Here is a 20,533-nt window from a genome sequence, read left to right as displayed (position 1 = left end):
TTTCATCGTCCCTTCTCGCCCGACATCGGGCTACAGGACTCTAAAACTGGTGGGACTCATTCACCGGGAACACGCCATCATCTCGAGTCAACATGTCGATCGGCGTCAGCAGGACGAAGTCACCCCAGAGCACTGGAAGGTAGTAGGTTCCCGACTCCCACGCTTCGGTGTCGTAGCTGAAGCGCACATGGCGCACGCCAAACTCTCGACACTGATCTGGGCTCAGGTGCTGGCGAGCGAATGTCTGCGTGTACTCCAGCAGGTATTCCTTTATCAGGTTCGTCGTGAAGTCCGAGATGCCGTCGCGGCCCACACCGGGACGGATGAGGCCGACCTTCTCGAGGTGACTCGACCTTGTGATCTGCTCCGCGCCGAAATCGTTCAGAATGCTGGTTAGCGACTCATGCAGTGCAGAGGCAAATTTCGCGCCGAGGCCGAGACCGCCGTTACCAAGCACGGAGAACCCGAGCCAGTTCTGCCGCACCTCCGGAAATCGGAACAAGCTCCGGACCAGCGCTGCCTCCAACGGGCCAGATGACGCCTTATTGCGCAGGAAACGCAAGTAGCGCAGCACCTTCTCGTGCAACTGCTGGTACTCGGGCTTGTCGCTGTGGAACAGGAGAAACGGGTCGATAAATAGGGGGAGATCGGAAGCAACCGACACATCAAATGCGCCGTACTGCTCGAGCACGTCGGGCGCGAGGCCGAGGTACTGCGACAGATACAGGTTGAGGTCGTCCTCAGGCATGAGCTCAGCTTGTCACCCCACGGCGATCAGAACGGGCAACTTGACGCCCGCGCGGCCGCGACCGGCTACACCGGCACATTTGCCAGCCCGATGGCCCTGACACGCCTTGGCCCCGACCTCAGGACACCTGGTGTCGCGCGTCTACTGCTTAATCAGCTTCTACCGGGCACTCTGACTCGGGCTTTCCTGAGGTCGATGTAATCGACTTCAACGTCGGGGGCATCGTCGGGGAAGAAAGCCGCCGTGAAGTGGCCCTGGTCGTCTGCGTCTCGTTGGGTCCAGGACGTCCCCGAATCATTCTGGTAGTTCTGTATCGCGGCCTCGGCGGTGCCCTCGGCTTGGTAGGTCCCGTGCAGCTCGAATCGTGGTCCGTCTGGGTCGACGGTGAGGCGATTAACCGCGAGTTCGATTCGGGCATTCACCGGCGCCACGTCGGGGTCGTACCCGCGCTTCTCCAGCTCGTGCACGATCGCTCGACCGAGCTGCTGGCAGACTTCCTCGATCACCGCGCGCACTACTTTGACGAGCGCGGAGTCGAAACCGCAGCCGTATGCGTCTTCTAGCAGGACTCTGGCCCTTCGTGACGTTTCGTCGAGGGTGACAGTCACAACGTATTCGTCGGTGGCGTCTCCGTCGGGATCGACGTAGCCGTAGTTCGACGGGCCTTCGAGAATGTGTGGGGCGATGTAGCGCAGCCTGTTGATCAGCGCGGGACCAAGTTCAGCGAGGGTTCCCATGACCTCGTTATCGGTTGGGTCGACCCCGGTGACGGTGGCTAGTGCCTTGGTGAAGGCGTTGCCGCTGCGGAACTTTCCGACCGTGTGTATGACGGTGGGTTCGAGTTGCCGAGCCTTCGCCAGCAGTGCGATGAAGCGGGGGGCGGTCGAGAAATCGCGGTTCGCTTTCTCGACGTTGCAACGGCGGCAGCCGGGCCCAAGGTTGTGTGGTGCGTGGATGTCGAACGGCAGGGCGCGGAGCTCGTCGGTGAGATTCTGGTCGAGAGTGGCCTCCAGCTGGGCACGGGAATAGCTCTGGGGAATCAAGTGGTCGATATCCACGTCGAGGAGGTCGCGCGGATGGCTGCACCAGCAACAACGGTAATTCCAGGCATCCCAAAGGGCGCTGCGCAAGATCAGGTTCTGCGCTGAATCCCCTGGCCGGTACCGCACATCGTGGACCACGCTACGACGGTACGCGTTCGCGTCATTTCTACGGGGCAAGACGGCCGTCGCCTCGTCCTTCGCCAGAATTTCCTGCTGTTGCTGTTGCAGCTGCCACGGAGTCGGCGACATCATCACCGCACTCGACAACGACGTCACGGAACTCGAAAAATTGGCACCCTAACCCGGCATCAACGAAAGCTAACCGATACCAGAACGAACATGGGCAACCCTGCGCAGGGGCTTAAGAATATGCAGCGATCGAATATGCAGCGTTACCAGTAATCTACTGCATACTGCTCTGCCGCCCAACGGTTCTCGCCTATCGGGCTGTCCGGGTCGCATCGGACTTGGCGGCTTTCTCATCGAAGTTGGGCGCACCGCGACATGCCCGCGGTTGCCGGCTGGGGCATCACCCGAGCCGCCGAGTGCGCCAGCGCGACAGATCCGCGTCGAGCACCGCAGGATCGCGTTCGGGAAACACCTCTCCGGTGATCTCCAGGTGCCGGATGCGGCCGAGGTGAAATCCGCGGATGCCTTCACGCAGCCGACACCACCCGACGATCATCCACGAATCACCGCCGCGCAGCAGACCCATCGCCTCCACGTCACGGGTGGTGTGGGTCTCGCCGTCCTCGGAGGTGTAGTCCAGCCGTATGACCCGGCGCGCGGCGACCGCCTCGGGAATCAGCGAGATCGCCGCCTCGGACGGCGACTGGGCGTCGATGACGAACATAGACGCCAACGCCTGATCGACTGGCGCGAGCTGATCCTCGCGGCTGATCGCGAGGACCTTGCCCCGCGCCCGACGCGCCGCCGCACCATATGGAGAGTTCTCCAGCAAACCAAGCCCCGCGAGCACCGCCAGCGACTCCGGTACCGAGAGATTCAGCGGCGGCAGGGAGTGTTCCCGCAGGATCGAATACCCGCCCGACACCCCGTAGTCGGCATAGATCGGGACTCCCGCGAGCTGGAGCGACTGGATGTCACGCTCAATCGTGCGCTTCGACACCTCGAACTCCTCAGAGAGCCGAGCGGCCGACAACGGCCGGCGTGATCCCCGCAGCAGATCGACCAGCGCGTACAACCGCTCGGCTCTCCTCATGAATGTGAGTCTCCCCCGGTCTCAGGTGAGGTGCGCACGCGTCCCGCCCACCGACCACACCTCACGGATCAGCCCATCCTCGGTGAAGTCGAAGACATCGATCCCTCCCGCAGCAACCTCCCCGTCCTGCACGTTCCACAGCATCCGCCCGCGCGGGCCGTCCACGGCCCGCGCGACCTCGGTGAACACCACATCCGGATGCTGCTCGCGATACCGATCCAGGAACCGAACGAAACTCTCCGCGCCCAGCACGTCGTCGCCCGGGTTCGACCCATCCGTCTCGGAGATCAGGAAATGAATCCGGAAATCCTCACTGCAGATCCGACGAGCGATCTCACTGTCGGTGTTCCACATCTCCAACCACACCGCGAGCGCCGCATCCGCAGCAACCGAGTTTGTATCCACCATGTTCTTGTTCATGACACCAGCATCAGACAGTGTCGCGACAACGGTATGTCGGTGTTTGTGTGCCCAGTCGAGGGGCACGACACAACACGGAGACTTGCCGCAGCGGGCCCCACGGGTTCAGCGGGGCCTTTGACACACGTGGCCTGCCGCGGTCCGCCGCCACGGTGCTCCACACCGACTGTCTCGCGTACCCCGGCGTCGATCTTCGAGCTCTTGGGTCGAAGATTATGCAGAGATCGAATATGCAGTGTTACCAGTAAACGTCGCCGTGTTCATCTGATGAATCAAGAACGCTTTGAGCGCCCCAGTGTGTCGGGTGACAAGCCATCTGCGACTCTGACACCCTATTTAAGACTCATTGACAAAGTGTTGAGACCCCAATTTCGAACCGCGTGTCACTGACGCCGGAGCAAGCCGGCCCTACTCAGACCCTTCACAACGGCAGCTTTCGGCTTCTGGGGCGCGTCGGCCGCGAGTGGACTCGCATTGATGCGTATGCACAACCCCACGTCCGTTGGTGAACGTGGGATTGTCCTCACGGGTCCTCCCCACATCGGCAAGACGACAGCACTTGTCCGGCTCGCGGCGGAGGTCGAAACGTGGGTGGACAAACGACGTCCGGACTTTCGTGAACAAGGCCAGGCACCCACGGCCTATATCGAGATGGAGCCGAAGGCCTCACCGAAATCAATTGCCAGCTCGATCCTCAACTTCTACGGCATTCCGCACAACTTCAAGTCTGCGACACAGCACCAGCTCACCGACCTGGCACTCGACGCCCTGCGTAGGCATCGCACGCAGATTCTCATCATCGACGAACTCCAGATGCTCAAGCTCGACGGCAAGACTGGTGACGACGCGATCAACTCATTGAAGACGATCATGAACGACTCTGGCGCCGTATGCGTCTTCGCGGGCGTCGTTCTCCTCCAAGGGTTATCGAGCCGGCCGGCCGAGCAGATCATGGCGAGATGTCAGGTCACCCAGATGCGCCCACTCCTCGGAAGCGACGACTCATCTCGAGGGCAGTGGACGGCGTTGGTGAATTCTCTCGGCGATGCGACGCACCTTCTCGATGCCGAACCCAACCACCTCTCCCCCTTCGCCGACCTCCTCTTGAACATGAGCAACGGCAAGATCGGTGACCTCCGCAGCATTCTCGCGCTCGCTATGGCGAGCGCAATCGCCGACCGCGACGACAGCGGCAAAGAAGCGATAACCCAAGACCACCTGATCGGTGTAGGGCAGATCGGCGTCGCATGACCAGCGCACCGCTATCAACGCGCGCCGGCTCAACGACCGCCACGGCGTCCACGCTCGGCGAAGCGGTCAACGAACTGGGCGGCCCCACTCCAGTACGCTTTGAATCTGTCCACGCCCATGCCTCAGTGGGACACACCAACCTTCGGGGACTGTGGGACAAACAGGCAGCGTCACGATCCGCGTGCCTGTCCTGCACCGTTGGTGAACGCGTGGCAACCTATCCGCATATCCGATTCGCCTTTTGCAGGCGGCATCGACAGTGGCTCGGGGACGTACAACGTCAAGGTGTTACGGGCGCTGAACTACGGAAGGCCGAACAGCTTCTCCGCAGGCTTGTCACGTCCGGTCTCGTCGACCGCGAACTCTACGAGACCGCATGGGATCTGGTTCGCGACAACACCTACCTCATCGGCGAACGAGCGAGGCCGGAACGCCTACAGCGTGTGCTCGATCGAGGGACCTTTTCGTACGGTACCGACGACCGAATCGCATTGTTCCCTGAGACCGTCCGCGTCATCCGTATAGTCACGGATCCCGCCATCGCCCACCGAATCTCGACCGGACGACGAAATGATCCCGCTATGAGAGCTTCCCTGTCGGATGCGCTCGAATGGGTCGGCGTTGAGCGGTGGCTTTTGGTAAATGGCGCGCACGAGCTCCTCCAGCGCCGACACGCCATGGCTGGTTGAGAGTAGACGGGACTGCCTCGACGTCCCTCGCGCGAATGAGATCATGGCAATGTGGGCGATCTACGACTACCGGCGGGTGTACGTGCACTCGTCTTCGACGTCGGCGAGACGCTCGTGGACGAATCCCGTGCCTGGTCCGACCAAGCCCGAAAGGCGGGCGTTACGCCGTTCGCATTGATGGGCCTCATCGGGGCATCGATCGAACGCGGCGATGACCACCGGTCCGCATGGGAAATGCTCGGAATCAGCCCTCCGACAACCCTTCCTAACATCACGCCCGCCGACCTCTATCCCGATGCACTCGACTGCCTCAGGGCAGCCAAATATGCTGGGTTCATCGTCGGGATTGCCGGAAACCAGCCGGCTGGCGCGGTCGATCAGTTGCGAGTTCTCGGCTTCAACGCCGACTTTGTGGCCTCGTCGGCCGAATGGAACATCTCGAAGCCCTCCAAAGAATTCTTCAGCAGGGTGACGCGGGCTGCCCATCTCGAAGGTCACCAGGTGATGTACATCGGTGACCGCATCGACAATGACATCCTGCCCGCCAGGTTCGCTGGGCTACGTACCGCGCTTATCCGTCGTGGTCCCTGGGGATATCTTCACGCCCGGCGCGCAGAGGCCGAACTGGCTGACCTGCAACTCAACTCGCTTGCCCAACTGACCCTCGTCCTAGATCGGTACGGTTGATCAACATCCGGGCTTTCCTGCAGATCAATACACTGCGAGAAGTCGAAAGCCGTCCCCGTTTGCGCGGGAAGTCAGCTGACCTCCGCACCGTCTCAGTTTGGTCGTCACTCACGCATGGATCGCAACGCGGATTCGTGCATGTCAGCCAGTGTCAGTTAGACGTCAATAGTCTCAGATCATCTGTCTCTCAACATTGTCGGATGGCACTGCAACTGAGACGGCGGAATCAATAGGCAAAACGGCTGAGCGCAGAGGCAGCAGCCTGCAAATTGGCGTTAAGGACCCCGCCACCGGCATGATCATTACACTACGCGCGTAGGCGCAGTGTCCGCACTGGCTGCGAACAGCCTGAATGACGTTACCTGGCCGTGAAGTTCTTCAGCGAGAGAAACTTTTACTGGACGGTGCTGTTGTTCCAAGAGCTGAGGAACTGCAGCGCCTGGTGGGTGGGGCTGTGCGGGGGTGCGGTCATCGTCATCAGGCGTTGGCCAGGGTCGGCGTCGCTGGCGAAGGTGTCCCAGTCCAGTGTGAGCTCGCCGGCGACCGGATGGCGCAGGATCGTGGTTCCGCGACTGAAATTGACCACCTCGTGCACTCCCCACCAGGTGCGGAACCTGTCGTCGCGGGTGCGTAAATCGTCGACCAGTGCGAGCAGACGAGGGTCATCCGGGTTTTGGGCGGCAGATCTGCGCAGTGTTGCGACGCAGTGCCGGGCGACGGCATCCCAGTCGGCGTAGAGCGCGCGGACGTCGGGGTGGGTGAAGACCAGGTGTACATAATTGCGCTGGCCAGGCGGGATGGCGCTGAAGTCGACGTAGACCGCGGCGGCCAACGCGTTCCAGGCCAGGATGTCGAATCGACGATCGAAAAGGAAGGCGGGAACCCCCGTCATCGCATCGAGGAGGCGTTGAACTTGTGGCCGAATGGGATCCGATGTGGGCGCACGTCGGTCAAGGACGGGCTTGCCGGCGAGTTCATAGAGGTAACTACGTTGCTCGCTGTCGAGTCGCAGGACATCGCAAAGAGCGTTCAAGACCGCAGGCGAGGGGGCAACGCGGCCCTGTTCGAGTCGGGCGTAATAGTCGTGGCTGATGGCCGCCAGCTGAGCGACCTCCTCACGGCGCAGACCGGGGACGCGCCGACGGCCCCCCAGCGCGGGTAACCCCACCTCACCGGGGTCCAACTCGGCGCGCCGCGCCCGCAGGAAGCTCCCCAGGGAACCGGCGGAATCCGAACGACTGACCATCTCCCCATTATTCCCGCCCCAGCAGTCCAGGGGAGGGAAGAACCTGTCCTAGGTTGCATGCAGTCGGGGCTGTGACTGGCCGTTCCCCGCCGCGGATCCGTTCGGCACGCTAGACGGCATGACACAAGCACACAGCACCAACGACACCACCCCGTCCGCCACGGACCCCAGCGCTGTGTTCCGCGAGTTCTTCGGACGCTGGAGCATCTCGAAAGCCGTCGCGATGGCAGCCTTCGACGAATTTTTCACCCCAGAGACCGTGTGGGAGAACGTCGGCCTCATCACCACGGTGGGCATCGAAGAGGCTAAAGCTCTCGTCGACGCCGAGCCACCCGGGTTCGAGACGATGATCGTCGACTTCAAATTCATTGTTTCTCAGGGTCCCTACGTGTTCACCGAACGCGTCGATGACTTCTACAATGCCGCTGGCGAATTACTGATGTCTGCGCGCGTCGCCGGCGTCGCCGAAATCCGTGACGGCCGCATCATCGCTATGCGGGAGTACTTCATCCCCACCGCTAATCCCGGGACGTCTGGCGCGGCGACCAACGCCTGACAGGCACCGAAGGTGAACGTCCGTATCGGGATACCACAGATCGTGCAGTCATCTGCGGCGAGTACGCCGTCTCGCCCCAGATCAAGCCGGAGGTAATAACATGAAACGTCTCGAAGGCAAACGCGCCCTCATCACCGGCGGCACGAGCAGCATCGGCCTGACCACAGCCCAACACTTCCTCGAACACGAGTGAGGCGAGGCCATACGGCCGGCACTGTTGCGCTCTCCATGACCCTCGATTCCCTTTCTGCCACCACGTCGAGCGCGGAGGGAGCATCAACACGCCGGACACGCGTATCTCAAACCAAGTGTCACAACTACAACTCCAGGACGAGGCGTCCGCATCGTCTCAGATCGGATGTCACCCAGGCATCGATTAGAACGTCGATTCGTCCACGTCAGCGAGTATCAATTTGCTGTCATTGATCTCAGATCCATTGTCTCTCAACACCCAGCAAGGATTCAGCACGTCGCCCCTGCCGCATTCCACCCAGTTCACTGCTGCACATCGGGAGGATCACGGCGGGATCAAATATGGCGGGTTACCAGTAATTTCGCCGTATTACACTGCACTCCAATGGGTTCCGGGCTGATTGATAGTCCGGTATCAGTGCATTTGACGGTTTTCGCAACGGCGCCTGCCCGTTAACGAATTTGTGCCTACCGTCGCCTTCATGGATAACGACCGCTGCCTCTCGTAGTCACCTGCCACGACCGCGCTTACGCCTTATCCGTCTCGATCAACGCACGCAATTCTTCGGCGATCTCGTCGACGAGTAGTCGCCCTGGCCCTTCGTAGAGGTTCTGCGAGCCAGGTCCAGACCGCTGCCAGGAACCCCGGCTCGACGGATACCGTTCCCCGAATAGGATGATTACTTCTTCAGGCGGCGTCTTGATCAACTCGGCTTGACGGGAATGCCAGATCAGTCCCTGAAGCGGCGGATCGTGTTTCTGCGCAAGCGCTGAAATGGCCAGGCGCCGGGTGCACGGGTAGTGCTCGGCCGGACTCGAGATCAATTGGCTGCGCTCGAGCTTCAGCCGCGACAACTCCGGATCGCGAAGATCACCCAGCGTGGCATCCGCCGGCACCTCAATGTGCGCCAACAGCTTCTCGTGCAGATGCGCGTCGTACGCGATCATGCTGCCCAGCTGGTGCACGTCGTGGAAGACCGACTCAAGCAGCACCCCGGTAGGAGATTCGCCCAGGTACATGTTTGACAACCGCTTTTCGGTGATGGGGTCGTCGATCGGGGCGAATCGGGTGTCGCCCCAGCCTGCATTGAATTCGTCATAGCCCCACTTACCGTCGTACACGCGGTATAGCGGCCGGCCCTTGTCGAGGGGCACTGTGTTCAATGTGGGCAACGTCGCGACTACGCCACAGCCGGCCGGATGAGGGCATACCAGATCCTGCGGCGGAGGCGTAGCTGTCACTTCGAGCCGGCGTTCTAGGCGGCCGCACCCGCGGCGAAGCGCTGGGCTGCGCGTAGCGCACGCGCTGGATCAGTTGTTGCGATGCGCTCTGGTACCTCGCCGGAGAGGAAACTCGTCGGACTGGTCAACCATGTCCACAAGGACCAGTCCCGCACTCCCCTCTGGGCAAGCGCTGCGAGGAGCGGGGCCAACTCGGTGCGCAGCTCGCCGTGCTCGTCGAATTGAAACGCCGGTATCAAGGTCCTGCCGTCATGGTCGACGGTGAATAGTTTGTGCGCTTGGCGGCGTCGAGCCACCCACGTTCTGGTGTTGGACTCCGACGAATCGCGCTGCTCACTCAGCGACGTGTAGGTGTGAAAAGGTGTCGCGAGCAGCGCATTGCGGTGGGTGGCCAAACGCTTCGACTGCTGCAGGGTCGCGGCGGGTGTCAGGCTAACGCCATGGCCCATCAGCGCTCGGAGGAGCTCTTCGCGGGAGGCTTCAACATGCTCGGCCTGCAGCGTACGGATCGCATTGAACAGCTCAAGGAACTCGCGGAAGTGGGCACCGCCCTGCGGGTCATGCACAATCGCGTTGCTCAGTTGCCGCAGGCCGATTGCCTCGTATGCGCCCTCGGTGCCTCCGATGAGACTGAGGAGCTGAAGCGCCGTGGTGAGCTCTCCTCGGGTGACGCCGCGGATCTTTAGTCCATCGCCCACCTCGGCGATATCAAAGTCCGACATCATGTAGCAACTGTAGCATGGGCTGCGGATGACGTCAGGGCGCTACACCGCCGCTAATCAGCCCAGCCAGCACGCGCGCGGGCGATCGACATGGCCATGTCCGATCTCTACAACCCGGTGCAGCTGGATGTGCTGAAGCAGGCCGGTGAGATCGTGCGCCGGTCAGCCGAGGGAGGGCAGCAGCAACGGCTGTAGTCGGTAACCGGGCGGCTCGCTGCCGTGCAGATGCCGCACAAAGTAATCCCAGGTGCGACGTAGCGAATAGTGCAGCCAACCAATCAGCGAGTGCTCGGCACCCGGAATCATGATTAGGTCGAAGTCCTTGTCCGCCTTGATGAGTGCATCGGCCAGCCGCATCGTCATGTACGGGTGCGCGTTGTCGTCGAGTTCGCCGTGGATGAGCAGCAACTTGCCTTTCAGGTTGGCGGCCAACGTAGCGTTGGAGAGTGCCGCTTTGCCCTCGGCGCTGACATCGCCGTGGTAGTGCTCGGCCCACATCGCCAGGTTGAGCGCGTTGTCATGATTACCCGAGACCGCGACGGCCACCGAGTAGAAATCCGGATAGCGCAGCACGGCACGCGCCGCGGCGAACGCTCCTGCGGACTGTCCGGTGATCCCGACTCGGGCGGTGTCCAGCCACCGATACCGCTGTCCGAGTTCTCGGATTGCGGCGATATGGTCGTCCAGGGCGCCGGCGTTGCCGAGGTCCCCATACGAGTGGTCATGAAATGCCTTGCTGCGCCCCGCGCTTCCGCGACCGTCGATGGCCACCACCGCGAATCCGAGCGCTGCGAAGGCCTCCGGCTCGCCATAGTGCGGCGGGTTGAACATCGGTCCGGCGCGGTAAAGCTGCGGCCCCGGATAGATATGTTCGATGATCGGGTACGTGCGGTCCGGGTCCAGATCGTGCGGCCGCCAGAGCAGACCGTAGATGGGGGTCTTACCGTCCGCTGCGGTCGCCCGGAACCGCTCCGGGGGTTGCCAGCCCAGAATCTTGAGGTCTTCGGTGTCGGGTGCCTCCACCTCCACCACCACCTGACCGTCCCCGTCGAGCACCACCGAGCGTGGCGGCTGGCTCGGGCTCGAGGCTCGGTCCACCAGGTAGCCGCCCTGCGGTGGGCTGACCGCGTCATGGTCCAGTTGATCATCGGTGAGGCGGGTGAACCCGTTGCCATCCAGTCCGATTCGACAAAGCTGGCGGAGATACGGATCGGCCTCGATGAGCCCGTTGGCCGCGAAGTACACCTGTCGAGCCTTCTCGTCGACCCATAACAGACTGCTCACCAGCCACGGCCCGGCGGTGATCTGGTTGACCTGGGCGCCGTCGGCCGAATAGAGGTACAGGTGGCCCCAACCGTCGCGCTGCGACCACCACACGATCTCGCCGGTGTCGAGCACCCGCACCATGTGCGGGTCGCCGAGCAGGACGGTGGGGTCGACCCGCGTCTCGCTCGTGTCGGTGATCAGCGTGCTGACCGCACCTGTCGACGGATCGAGACGACGCAGTTCCAGGGTGCGGGCATCACGTGCTTGGTACAGGAAGTACACGTCTTTGCCGCTCCACCAGGCGTAGACGAGTGCGACATTGTGCATGATCGGTGTCGGCTCGGTCTGCTGCCGGACGATCGTGCGTTGCTCGACGTCGAGCACATTCCAGGTCATCGTCGCGACGGCATTCTCGCCGGGCATCGTGTAGCGGGTGCGGTGTTCCACCGGCCGACCGCCGTCGGCCGGGCTCGATTCCACGAGCACCAGTTCGGGCACCTCGCGTTGATCGATGCGCGCAACCAGGATGCGGGTGGAATCGAGTGACCAGTGCAGGATCATCGGCGGCGGTAGGCCGAGCGCACGGGTCAGCGCCCGTGCGCCGGTGGTGCCGGGCAGGCCGCCGTAGTCGAAGAACGGGTCGGCGTCCTCGGTGAGGGCATGTTCGGTGTCATCGGCCCGGTTGTGGACCCAGATGTTACCGTCGCGGCAGAACGCAACCCACCGCTCATCGGGTGACGGAATCCCACCCGGAATGGTTGTAGCCGTCTGGGATTCAGTGCAGGCACCGTCCGCCCACTTCCAATTCCGGCCGAACGCGCTGAACAGCACTGTGTCGTCGGCGCGGATATCCACGGCCAGAATCGGTAGATCGGCACCGGTCACCGCCTGCCCGGCCGCCACCGACAGTGCCGCGGCCAGCGCGTCGTGGTCGAAGGCGGCGCGATGCGTCTTCGCATCGGGATCGACCGCGACGTAGCGGGTCCCGATCCGGTACCAGAATCGGGCACCATCGGCGAACCACTGCGGTGTAAGCACCATGCCCGGCACTCGCCGGGCACGGTGCGGGAAAAGCATCTGTTCGGCGCGCGCGTAATCGGAATCGGTCAGCAATGTCGTCACACTGGCCATGCAACACCCGGACGTAGCGACACAGTCAACAGCGACTTGACCGTGCCGCGGCGGCACAGCGTCTGGTGGACGAATGCCGTTGATTGCCGTCGCCTATCTGAGTTCGCATTTCTTGAGCTTCCTCGGCAACGGGATCCTGGCGGTGGCGTTGCCGTTGATCGTGCTGCAGACCACCGGGAGCCCGCTCAGTGTCGGCGCGGTTTCGACGGCGACCGCAGTGCCTGCGCTGTTGGTCGGACTGTGCGCCGGGGTACTGATCGACCGGGTGAACCGGCGTACCTGTTCGATCATCTCGGACCTGGTGTCGGCCGGGACGGTCGCAGCGATCCCACTGGTGGACCTGGCAACCGGCTTGACCATCGGGTGGTTGGTGGCGTTGGCGATCCTCGGGTCGTTCGGCGACGTCCCCGGCATGACGGCCCGGCAAGTGATGGTGCCGGCGGTGGCCCGGCACGCCGGGGTGTCGTTGGAGCGACTGCTCGGCCTGCGTCAGTCGATGACCTCGGCAGCGCTGATGATCGGGCCGGCCGCGGCGGGCACGCTGCTGACGTTGTTCGACGGCAGCACGGTGCTTTTCGTGACAGCGGCGACATCCGCGGCAGCAGCTCTGGTCACCGCGACCCTGCCAGGCCGTCTCGGAGCCGTGGAAAGTGAGGCCGCCGATCACGATTCGCTGCTGGGTCGACTGACCGCCGGCGCGACTGCCCTGCGGGGCAGCCGATTCCTGATCAGCACCGTCGCCCTCACCGTGGGGCTGGCGGTTGCGCTCGGCGGACTGCAGGGCCTGGTGTTACCACTGTACTTCAGCGAGTTGTCCCGACCCGATCTACTGGGTTTCGTGCTGACCGCACTGGCAGTCGGCATGCTGGTCGGCACCACGGTGTTCGCCGCCGTGAGCGCGCGGATGTCGCGGCGGCGGTGGCTGATGTGCGCGCTGACTGGGACGACGGCGGGATTCCTGCTGCTCGCGACACTGGTCGGTCCGGGCTGGGTGTTCGCGGGCGCCGCGCTGTTCGGTATCGGCAACTCGGTGCTGGGGGCGGTGCTGGGTGTGCTGCAGGCTCAACGCATCCCGGACGGAATCCGGGGCCGCGTGTTGAGCCTGCAGAACGCCTGTCTTCAGGTGGCCGTACCGGCCGGAGTCGGACTGGCGGCCCTGGTGGCCGAGTGGGGCTCGTCGGTCGCGGCCGGGCTCGCACTGTTCGCCCTGTGGCTTTCGGTGGTGGTCCTGGCGGGAGCGGTGTCGCGGCAGCCGGCGGTGTCTAGCACCTGAGCGTTCCCGCAGGCCGTAGACCCTAAGCAGCATCGCAGCAGTGCTCACCGTCATCGACGAGTCCTGCGCAGCGACTCCATCGCTGGTCTCAGCGGCTTCACTGCCTTCAATCTCTTGCTCTATCGGCAACACTCCGCCGAGCTAGGCCACCATGAAACGACTTCGGTGGCTTGGGATCGACCTGCTGGGCTCATGCAACACGGCCCTACGGGAAAGTGTCTCCGAGATTCCCGCTCCCCTGATCACTGAAAGCATTGTCCCAGAATGAAAGTCATGACGTCGTCACTTCTCGAACTCGAAGGTCTCTTTCGGCGCTCCGGTAGGCTATATCGCACACGGCGTTCCTAGCCGCTATTGGTCCGGCCTGCTGCGTAATCTCTGTCGGTTTGCGCCAACTCCTCCAGAATTTCGGGCTGCGCCGACGAGGTCAACTCCCCCTGCAAGTCCTAGGTTAAGCGGGCTCACCCTGATAGGTGACTCCCCCGTCGATCGTCACGATGGTGCCGCTGGTGTATGACGAGAGATCCGAGGACAGGAACACGACGCTGGCTGCGATCTCGTCCGGTGTGGCGAGGCGTCCGAAGGGAACTCGGAACCAAGGAGTGGGCTCGTCACCTGCGTCGTCGTTTGGCCTGGCTAGGCGGCCACCGCGGTCAGGTACGACCAGTCCGGGGTTTACTCCGACGACGCGGACACCGAATGACGGGCTCTTGGCACCCACGATGCGGGTGAAGGCCATCAGGGCGGTGTTCCCGGTGCTGCCCGCCACGTAGGAGTCAAGGAGTCGCTCTCCGCTGGCGCCGATCACGTTGATGATGACTCCGCGCTGTCGCGGACGCATGATGTCGAGGTATCGGCGGGTGAGGTCGATGTAGCCGTGCACCTTCAGATCCCACCCTTGCCGCCACGCCTGCTCGTCGACCTGGTCGATGGAGCCGAAGGGGATGGACCCCGCGTTGTTCACGACGATGTCCACGTCGGGGAAGGCTTCGCAGACCCGTGCTCGCTCCGAGGCCTGAGACAGGTCGGCGGTCATCGTCGCGACGCCCGTCCTCGTCGATGCGCGAAGACTCTCCGCCGCGTCGGCGAGCGCACCGGCGTCCCGCGCCACCAAGCACAGATCGACGCCCTCGTCGGCGAACCACCTGGCGGTGGCGAGGCCGATCCCCTTGGAGCCCCCTGTGATCAGCGCGCGACGGCCTTTCAAGCCAAGATCCATGAGTGTCTCTCCCTGTGTCGGCGGATTCTTTGAGCCCCGCATTGTTACACTACACCGTGCAGTGTAGTTCACGAACGGGTACGGTTCACCAATGGTTGGGAGTTTGTGACATGGATTCGACGTACGGCAGCGAAGGGCAGCGCGGTCGCTCAATCGAGAAACGCCGCGCCATGCTGGAAGCCGCCCGCGAGTTGTTCGTGACGCAGGGTTACGAGCTTGCCAGCGTCGATGCGATTGCCGCGCGTGCCGGGGTCTCGAAGAGAACCGTCTACGACCATTTCGGGGATAAGGGGACGGTCTTCGCCGCGGTGCTCGAAGCAGTGGGCGACAGACTCACGGAAACCGTTCAGTTCGCTCTGGATCGGGACGCCAAAGCTACCGGCGACCTACGCGCACGCTTGCTAGATTTCGCGCGCTCCATCGTCCTGGAGACCTTCCCGTCCTCCGACTACGTCCACTTCCGCCGCCTGTCCACTCGCCGCGGCTCGTGGCGTCAGGACCGCGAATCGGCCATCAACGTCGCCATGGAACTGTTCGTCAGTCGCGTCGAGCAGTGGGCTGAGGCCGACGTCATCAACACCCACAATCCGCGCCGCGCCGCGGAGCACTTCGTTGCACTGACACTCGAGCTTGCCTTCGAAGCGCTAGAGCGTGCCGAGACCGAGGAGTCCGGCGAAGTCGACGAAATCCTGATCGACGGCGTGGACGTCTTCGTGCGCGCCTACGGCAACGAGACTGGTTGAGAAACTAGGCGCCGGCGACGTCAAGTTGCCCAATGACGTCAGAGAAGTCACTGCTGAGCCACTTCGTGGGTTGCATGCGGATGCAGACCGACGTTTGTGTGTCTGCGTGCTGGGTCGCGTCGGCGAACCGGTTGCCGACCTCCTCCCCCAGGTAGCGGATCGCCACGGCGCGGGCCTCGGCCTCGTCGGCCGGCCCCACCCACGTGACGTCACCCTCGGCAGTCACATACTTATACGGAAACTGCTCCTGCTGGACGGTGATCGAGAACCGCCCAGCCGCACGAATCAGCGCGACCTTGAGGTCGCCCTCGGTCGAAAAGATGGACACCTCACCGCCGGGCTGGTACGCGTACCAGATTGCCGTGGCCAACGGAGCCCGGTCGGGGCGCTCCACGGCGATCACACCGACATGAAGGCCGGCCAGGAACTGCTCTCGGGCTGCCTTGCTCATCTTCATGCATTTCTCCAAGCTCACGGACTTCCAACCACACTACACCGTATAGTGTAGTTAGTCTGGCCAGCGCATTCAAGAAGGCATGCGCTGCTCACGTCGGCGCCAGTTCCCACTAGGGATTGCCAGGATTTAGGTCGCTCAACGCGATTTCGTGGTGGATCATTCGCCGTGGAGATCTGACATGTCGAGGACGAAGCGGTACCGAACGTCGTTGCGGGCCAGGCGTTCAAGGGATTCGTTGATCTGCGCCGACGGCAGTACCTCGACGTCGGCGCCGATGCCGTGCTGCGCACTGAACTTCAGCATCTCGGCGGTCGCGGGACGCCCTCCGCTGCCGGCCGAGGTCAGGCGTTTCCGCCCGATCAGCAGGTCCGTGGTGTCGAGGTCGACCGGCCCGAGAAAGCCCACCTGGCACAACGTCCCGTCGAGCGCCGTCAGGGTGAGATACGGCGAGAGGTCGTGTGCCACCGGAATGGTGTCGAGAATGACGTCGAAGCATTCTCGGGCGCCCGCCATCGCCTTCTGGTCGGTGGAGTTCAGGTACGCCGAAGCGCCCAGTCCGAGTGCATCGTCTGCTTTCCCCGGCGAGCGGCCGATCACCGTGGTCTCAGCGCCGAGCGCGGCCAGGAACTTGACGGCCAAATGGCCGAGCCCGCCGAGGCCGGCGACCGCGACCGAGGTGCGTGGCCCCACTCCGAGTCCGCGCAGCGGTTCCCACACCGTGATGCCTGCGCACATCAGTGGTGCCGCGGCGGCGGCGTCCAGTTCAGGCGGCAGGGCGTACGCGAACCGCGCGCGCACGATGTACTCCCCCGAGAACCCGCCCAACGTCACCGAACCATCGCGTCGGTCCGTGCCGCCGTAAGTCAGCGTGGGGAACTCGTGACAGAAGTTCTCCTGGCCCAGTCGGCACATACTGCAGACGCCGCACGAGTCCACGATGTTGCCGACCGCCACGGGATCGCCGATCACGAATTCGGACACCGCGTCGCCCACGGCGGTCACCACACCGGTGAACTCATGACCTGGGACGAGAAGGGAATCGTCGGCGGCCCGGGAGCGCAGAGCGTGCAGGTCGGTGTGGCAGACACCGCAATAGTCGATTCGGACGGCGAGGTCGTCGTCTCGAAGGTCCCGGCGCTGCAGCGTGACGCGCCGGAATCGGTTCTCTGCATCGGCCGCCCAGCCAGAGGTGGATCGCACGGCAACTCCTTGAAGTCCAGTAAACAGACTAGTTGGTTTATTTCGGTCACCATAGCAGTCAAACCGACCGGTCTGTTGTTATGGTGACCACATGGTGGCCACTCCGGCGACCGCGCGCGGTATCGCGACGCGGCAGCGCATCGTGGAGGCGGCCACCGACGAGTTCGCCCGCTACGGCATCGCCGGTGCGCGCATCGATCGCATCGTGACCGCAGCCCGCACCAACAAGGCACAGCTCTACGCGTACTTCGGCGACAAGGACGCGCTGTTCGACGCCATCTTCCTTGCATCGTTGGAGCGCATCATGAACGTGGTTCCCATTGACGCCGAAGATCTCGCCGACTGGGCGGTGCGGCTCTACGACGAGTACCTTCGGCGGCCTGATCTGATTCGGCTGGCTACCTGGTCTCGGCTCGAGCGCCGGCCGACCGGCCATCTCGTCGAGGATGTGAACCGGATCGATTCGGACAAGCTGGAACGGATCGCCGACGCTCAACGTCGCGGACTGGTGCGTGACGGGGAGCCCTTCGACGTGATGGCCATGGTGATCGCGATGTCCATGGCATGGTCTCCAGTCAGCAACGTCTACTCAGCCAGTTCCGACGAGCCCGACAGCGCCCACGCCTCCCGAAGGGCCTTCTTGCACGCGAGCGTGGCACGGGTGTGTGTTCCAGGCGATTAAACATCGAGCGCGGCTGACACTTTCGACCATTCCACCGCTGTGAAGCGGCCTGACTGCTCGGGAACACCATCAGGGTGGACACTATGGCGTGGCCCTTTCTGCAACAGTATTCAAATTCGACCTTGGAGTCTCCGATGTCGATCACGGTTACTACGCCGATCACACGCTGACCGTGGCCCGTCATCCCAGTGAGACTGATGAGCGGATGGTGGTGCGGTTGTTGGCTTTCGGGCTGCGCGCACACCGACTCAGCGACATCGACGGTGAGTTGGCGTTCGGGGCGGGACTGTCCACCCCTGGCGTACCGGACTTGCGGCTCGCGGACTACACGGGCCGGATCCTGGAATGGATCAACGTCGGCCAGCCCGATGAACGCGGCTTGGGCAAGGCGGCCGGCCAGGCCGACCAGGTGCTGCTGTTTCCGTTCGCGGCCGGCGTCGGCACTTGGTGGCGCACAGTCGGCCCCAAAGTGGCGGGACTGCCGAACCTGTCGGTGGTGCAGATACCGCACACACCGGTGCAGCAACTGGCCCAGACTGTCGATCGACGGGTCTCGGCTCAGGTGATGGTGCTCGAAGGTCAGGTGACGATGACCGTGGGCGGAATCGACGTCACCTTCACGCCCGAACCATTGAAGTGAGCGTTTGAGCCCGAGGTGCCGCCCCTAGACCGCACAGTTCTTCATCATCGTGTGGCATATCAGTTGGGTTGGTAGGCGGGCCGTGAACTTCCGCGGGCAGGGTGTGGCCGGGATGTCAACGACGCGCGATCTTGACGACACGCAGGCGCAGCGCCACCCCATCGGAGAACTCCGGCGAATTCCCAGAACTAGCATTCGAGTTCCGCGGCGATCGACGGTGGTACGCCCTCGTTGGTGCAATCGAACCCACTGCCGTATTGCACTTCGCGCCAACCGCCGCCGTCGTCGTGGAACAGCACGATGCTGGGGGGATTCGCGTTGGTGACGGCCCTCGTGTCAATCAGGACCTTCGCCCAATCGCCGGAGCACAGCACCTTGTAGACGTCCCCGTAATCGAGTTGCGCGGCCGACTTCAAGACATCCGCCGTCGCCGACGAGCACCGGGATGCGGATTCACTTGGGGTAACGGGCGCGACCGCTTGCCCAGTAGGCGCGGCGTCGTGCGAGACGCCCCCTCCGCACGCGGTTACCAACGCGACGGCGGCCGCACAGAATGTCCCGTACTTGATCATTTCCATCGCACGATATTCCTTACCCCCCCGACGGACAGCAGTACCGCCCGTTCCCTTGACGATTTACGGTACTTTGCGCCGTTCGGGCAGTGCATCAGTTGCCCACGCCGTATCACATTGCCTATCAATTGCTTTTGTCCAATGTGGTGACTGCGCAGCGCTCAGAGATCGAGGACGATGCGCAGTGCCGCAGCGACGCGGCGCGTTTCGTCGAAGCTGAGGAACCCGATGCTCGTGCCGAGTCGGCCCGGGTCGACCGCCGATTTCAACCTCGGGTCGGCTCCAGTCTTCCCCGGCGCACTTGCGTCGCCGCCCGATCCACGAGGAATACGGCCGAATCGAATATGCCGGGCTCCCAGTAAAGTACGCCATTTTCATCTGCTGAATCGCCGATGTTCCAGGCGGCCCTCACCCATGCCACGTTGCATCAAGTTTTCAAACAAGCTACTTCTGGCCGAGAAATCGCTGCCAGCGCCCGGTTGACGGTCGCGCCAGAAATACGGGCGCGACCGCTATCTTGCTCAGCGGAAATAGGGTTCAACCGTGCCACTGAGCTTGACGACCATAGGATTTCCGCGGCGATCCTTCGCGGTAGGGACTTCAACACGCACCCAACCCTCGGCCACGTTGTATTCGTGAACATTGGTTTTCTCGACGCCATTAAAGCGAATACCCACGTCACGGCGAAGCACCTCTTCGCTATAGAAGGCGCTGCGCGGATCGATGGAGAGGTGATTCGGTGGAACGTCTGTGTTCTGGTCCTCGGACATGATGGCCTTCGTTGAATGCTGCGTTAGGTGCTCGGATTGTTCTCAGAGAATCTACGCGACCCTGCGGTAGTCGCCCGACCCGAGCCGCTCCCCTGCCGCTTCTGGCGAATTCCGCACCTCGGGTCGGAAGGAAGACGACGTAACCGAATATGGCGGTTTACCGGTAGGTGTCGCCGCAACGCTCCCCTTGCGCGTTTGGCGGGAAACACCCATATCGAGCCTTGGAGCATTCCTCAAACACGCGCGAACTGCGTGGCGCTGACCGGTCCGAACTGACACGCGGCGCGAAGCTGCTTCCGTTTCACGCCGTAGCCTCACGGCGTGCACAACGTGACCCTGGCCAGCGCCGCGTCAACGGCGGCGCTGACGGTGGGGCTGGCGGCCTATGCAGCGTTGATCTTTGTCGGCATCGCGGTGGCGATCTACGACGCATGCCGGCACCGACGGGGCCGGGCGATCGCCGCGGCGGTGATGGTCGGGGTCCTGACCCTGGGCGGGTTGGTTATCGCGATCGTCAGCAGTGTCGCGTGAACCGAGCGGTCCCAGTGACTATCACTTCTTT

At 63.1% G+C, this 20,533-nt stretch carries 21 protein-coding genes; 8 read left to right on the top strand and 13 right to left on the bottom strand.

The genetic code is table 11. From position 1 onward, the window contains the following. Positions 1-40: 40 nt before the first annotated feature. The 4 genes from M1247_RS16685 to M1247_RS16670 form a co-directional block, all read right to left on the bottom strand. Positions 41-748: a DUF8370 family protein gene (locus M1247_RS16685; protein WP_317157448.1), complete on the bottom strand. Its 708-nt coding sequence runs from the start codon at positions 746-748 to the stop codon at positions 41-43. A gap of 152 nt (positions 749-900) precedes the next feature. Then, positions 901-2,043, bottom strand: coding sequence for an HNH endonuclease (locus tag M1247_RS16680; protein WP_317157447.1), 1,143 nt, complete (start codon positions 2,041-2,043; stop codon positions 901-903). Between the two features lie 277 nt (positions 2,044-2,320). Further along, positions 2,321-3,013: a helix-turn-helix transcriptional regulator gene (locus M1247_RS16675; RefSeq protein ID WP_317157446.1), complete on the bottom strand. Its 693-nt coding sequence runs from the start codon at positions 3,011-3,013 to the stop codon at positions 2,321-2,323. Positions 3,014-3,034: 21 nt separating this feature from the next. Then, positions 3,035-3,433 (bottom strand): nuclear transport factor 2 family protein, encoded by a 399-nt coding sequence (locus M1247_RS16670; protein ID WP_317157445.1) that lies wholly within the window; start codon positions 3,431-3,433, stop codon positions 3,035-3,037. A gap of 477 nt (positions 3,434-3,910) precedes the next feature. On the opposite strand from M1247_RS16670, the gene M1247_RS16665 reads away from it, so the two are divergent. Further along, the gene (locus M1247_RS16665) at positions 3,911-4,684 is read left to right on the top strand and encodes an ATP-binding protein (RefSeq protein ID WP_317157444.1); all 774 of its coding nucleotides are present in this window, start codon (positions 3,911-3,913) and stop codon (positions 4,682-4,684) included. Between the two features lie 740 nt (positions 4,685-5,424). Then, positions 5,425-6,060, top strand: coding sequence for an HAD family hydrolase (locus M1247_RS16660; protein ID WP_410506881.1), 636 nt, complete (start codon positions 5,425-5,427; stop codon positions 6,058-6,060). Between the two features lie 394 nt (positions 6,061-6,454). On the opposite strand, the gene M1247_RS16655 is transcribed toward M1247_RS16660, so the two are convergent. Then, complete coding sequence (locus tag M1247_RS16655) at positions 6,455-7,306, bottom strand: helix-turn-helix domain-containing protein (protein ID WP_317157442.1); 852 nt, start codon at positions 7,304-7,306, stop codon at positions 6,455-6,457. Between the two features lie 118 nt (positions 7,307-7,424). On the opposite strand from M1247_RS16655, the gene M1247_RS16650 reads away from it, so the two are divergent. After that, positions 7,425-7,862 (top strand): limonene-1,2-epoxide hydrolase family protein, encoded by a 438-nt coding sequence (locus tag M1247_RS16650; RefSeq protein ID WP_317157441.1) that lies wholly within the window; start codon positions 7,425-7,427, stop codon positions 7,860-7,862. Between the two features lie 720 nt (positions 7,863-8,582). On the opposite strand, the gene M1247_RS16645 is transcribed toward M1247_RS16650, so the two are convergent. The 3 genes from M1247_RS16645 to M1247_RS16635 form a co-directional block, all read right to left on the bottom strand. Further along, positions 8,583-9,209, bottom strand: a complete 627-nt coding sequence (locus tag M1247_RS16645) for an RES domain-containing protein (RefSeq protein ID WP_317157440.1) — start codon at positions 9,207-9,209, stop codon at positions 8,583-8,585. 101 nt (positions 9,210-9,310) lie between these two features. After that, on the bottom strand, positions 9,311-10,021 hold the full coding sequence (locus tag M1247_RS16640; RefSeq protein WP_317157439.1) for a hypothetical protein: 711 nt from the start codon (positions 10,019-10,021) through the stop codon (positions 9,311-9,313). Positions 10,022-10,180: 159 nt separating this feature from the next. After that, complete coding sequence (locus tag M1247_RS16635; protein WP_317157482.1) at positions 10,181-12,406, bottom strand: S9 family peptidase; 2,226 nt, start codon at positions 12,404-12,406, stop codon at positions 10,181-10,183. An 82-nt stretch (positions 12,407-12,488) separates the two neighbouring features. Between M1247_RS16635 and M1247_RS16630 the strand changes: the two genes are divergently transcribed. Then, entirely contained in the window at positions 12,489-13,688 is a 1,200-nt protein-coding gene (locus M1247_RS16630; RefSeq protein ID WP_317157438.1) for an MFS transporter, read from the top strand. Between the two features lie 451 nt (positions 13,689-14,139). Here M1247_RS16630 and M1247_RS16625 read toward each other — a convergent pair whose 3' ends face one another. Next, a complete protein-coding gene (locus tag M1247_RS16625; RefSeq protein ID WP_317157437.1) occupies positions 14,140-14,907 on the bottom strand; it encodes a short-chain dehydrogenase/reductase in 768 nt (255 codons plus the stop codon). Positions 14,908-15,017: 110 nt separating this feature from the next. Here M1247_RS16625 and M1247_RS16620 point away from each other — a divergent pair, with 110 nt between their 5' ends. Further along, positions 15,018-15,650, top strand: coding sequence for a TetR/AcrR family transcriptional regulator (locus tag M1247_RS16620; protein WP_317157436.1), 633 nt, complete (start codon positions 15,018-15,020; stop codon positions 15,648-15,650). Positions 15,651-15,654: 4 nt separating this feature from the next. Here M1247_RS16620 and M1247_RS16615 read toward each other — a convergent pair whose 3' ends face one another. Both M1247_RS16615 and M1247_RS16610 read right to left on the bottom strand, forming a co-directional pair. Then, a complete protein-coding gene (locus tag M1247_RS16615; RefSeq protein ID WP_317157481.1) occupies positions 15,655-16,101 on the bottom strand; it encodes a pyridoxamine 5'-phosphate oxidase family protein in 447 nt (148 codons plus the stop codon). A gap of 162 nt (positions 16,102-16,263) precedes the next feature. Then, a complete protein-coding gene (locus tag M1247_RS16610) occupies positions 16,264-17,307 on the bottom strand; it encodes an NAD(P)-dependent alcohol dehydrogenase (RefSeq protein ID WP_317157435.1) in 1,044 nt (347 codons plus the stop codon). 91 nt (positions 17,308-17,398) lie between these two features. Here M1247_RS16610 and M1247_RS16605 point away from each other — a divergent pair, with 91 nt between their 5' ends. Next, the gene (locus M1247_RS16605; RefSeq protein ID WP_317157434.1) at positions 17,399-17,989 is read left to right on the top strand and encodes a TetR/AcrR family transcriptional regulator; all 591 of its coding nucleotides are present in this window, start codon (positions 17,399-17,401) and stop codon (positions 17,987-17,989) included. 88 nt (positions 17,990-18,077) lie between these two features. Further along, positions 18,078-18,629: a YaeQ family protein gene (locus tag M1247_RS16600; RefSeq protein ID WP_317157433.1), complete on the top strand. Its 552-nt coding sequence runs from the start codon at positions 18,078-18,080 to the stop codon at positions 18,627-18,629. A 188-nt stretch (positions 18,630-18,817) separates the two neighbouring features. On the opposite strand, the gene M1247_RS16595 is transcribed toward M1247_RS16600, so the two are convergent. Together M1247_RS16595 and M1247_RS16590 are read right to left on the bottom strand one after the other, a co-directional pair. Then, positions 18,818-19,207: a polysaccharide deacetylase family protein gene (locus M1247_RS16595; protein ID WP_317157432.1), complete on the bottom strand. Its 390-nt coding sequence runs from the start codon at positions 19,205-19,207 to the stop codon at positions 18,818-18,820. Positions 19,208-19,722: 515 nt separating this feature from the next. Further along, positions 19,723-19,971 (bottom strand): DUF3297 family protein, encoded by a 249-nt coding sequence (locus tag M1247_RS16590; RefSeq protein WP_317157431.1) that lies wholly within the window; start codon positions 19,969-19,971, stop codon positions 19,723-19,725. A gap of 321 nt (positions 19,972-20,292) precedes the next feature. Here M1247_RS16590 and M1247_RS16585 point away from each other — a divergent pair, with 321 nt between their 5' ends. After that, a complete protein-coding gene (locus M1247_RS16585; protein ID WP_317157430.1) occupies positions 20,293-20,502 on the top strand; it encodes a hypothetical protein in 210 nt (69 codons plus the stop codon). Positions 20,503-20,533 lie beyond the last annotated feature (31 nt).

This window comes from Mycobacterium appelbergii (assembly GCF_032883035.1).
GTDB classification, from domain to species: Bacteria; Actinomycetota; Actinomycetes; order Mycobacteriales; family Mycobacteriaceae; genus Mycobacterium; species Mycobacterium appelbergii.
This window is presented reverse-complemented; position numbering and strand designations above follow the sequence as displayed.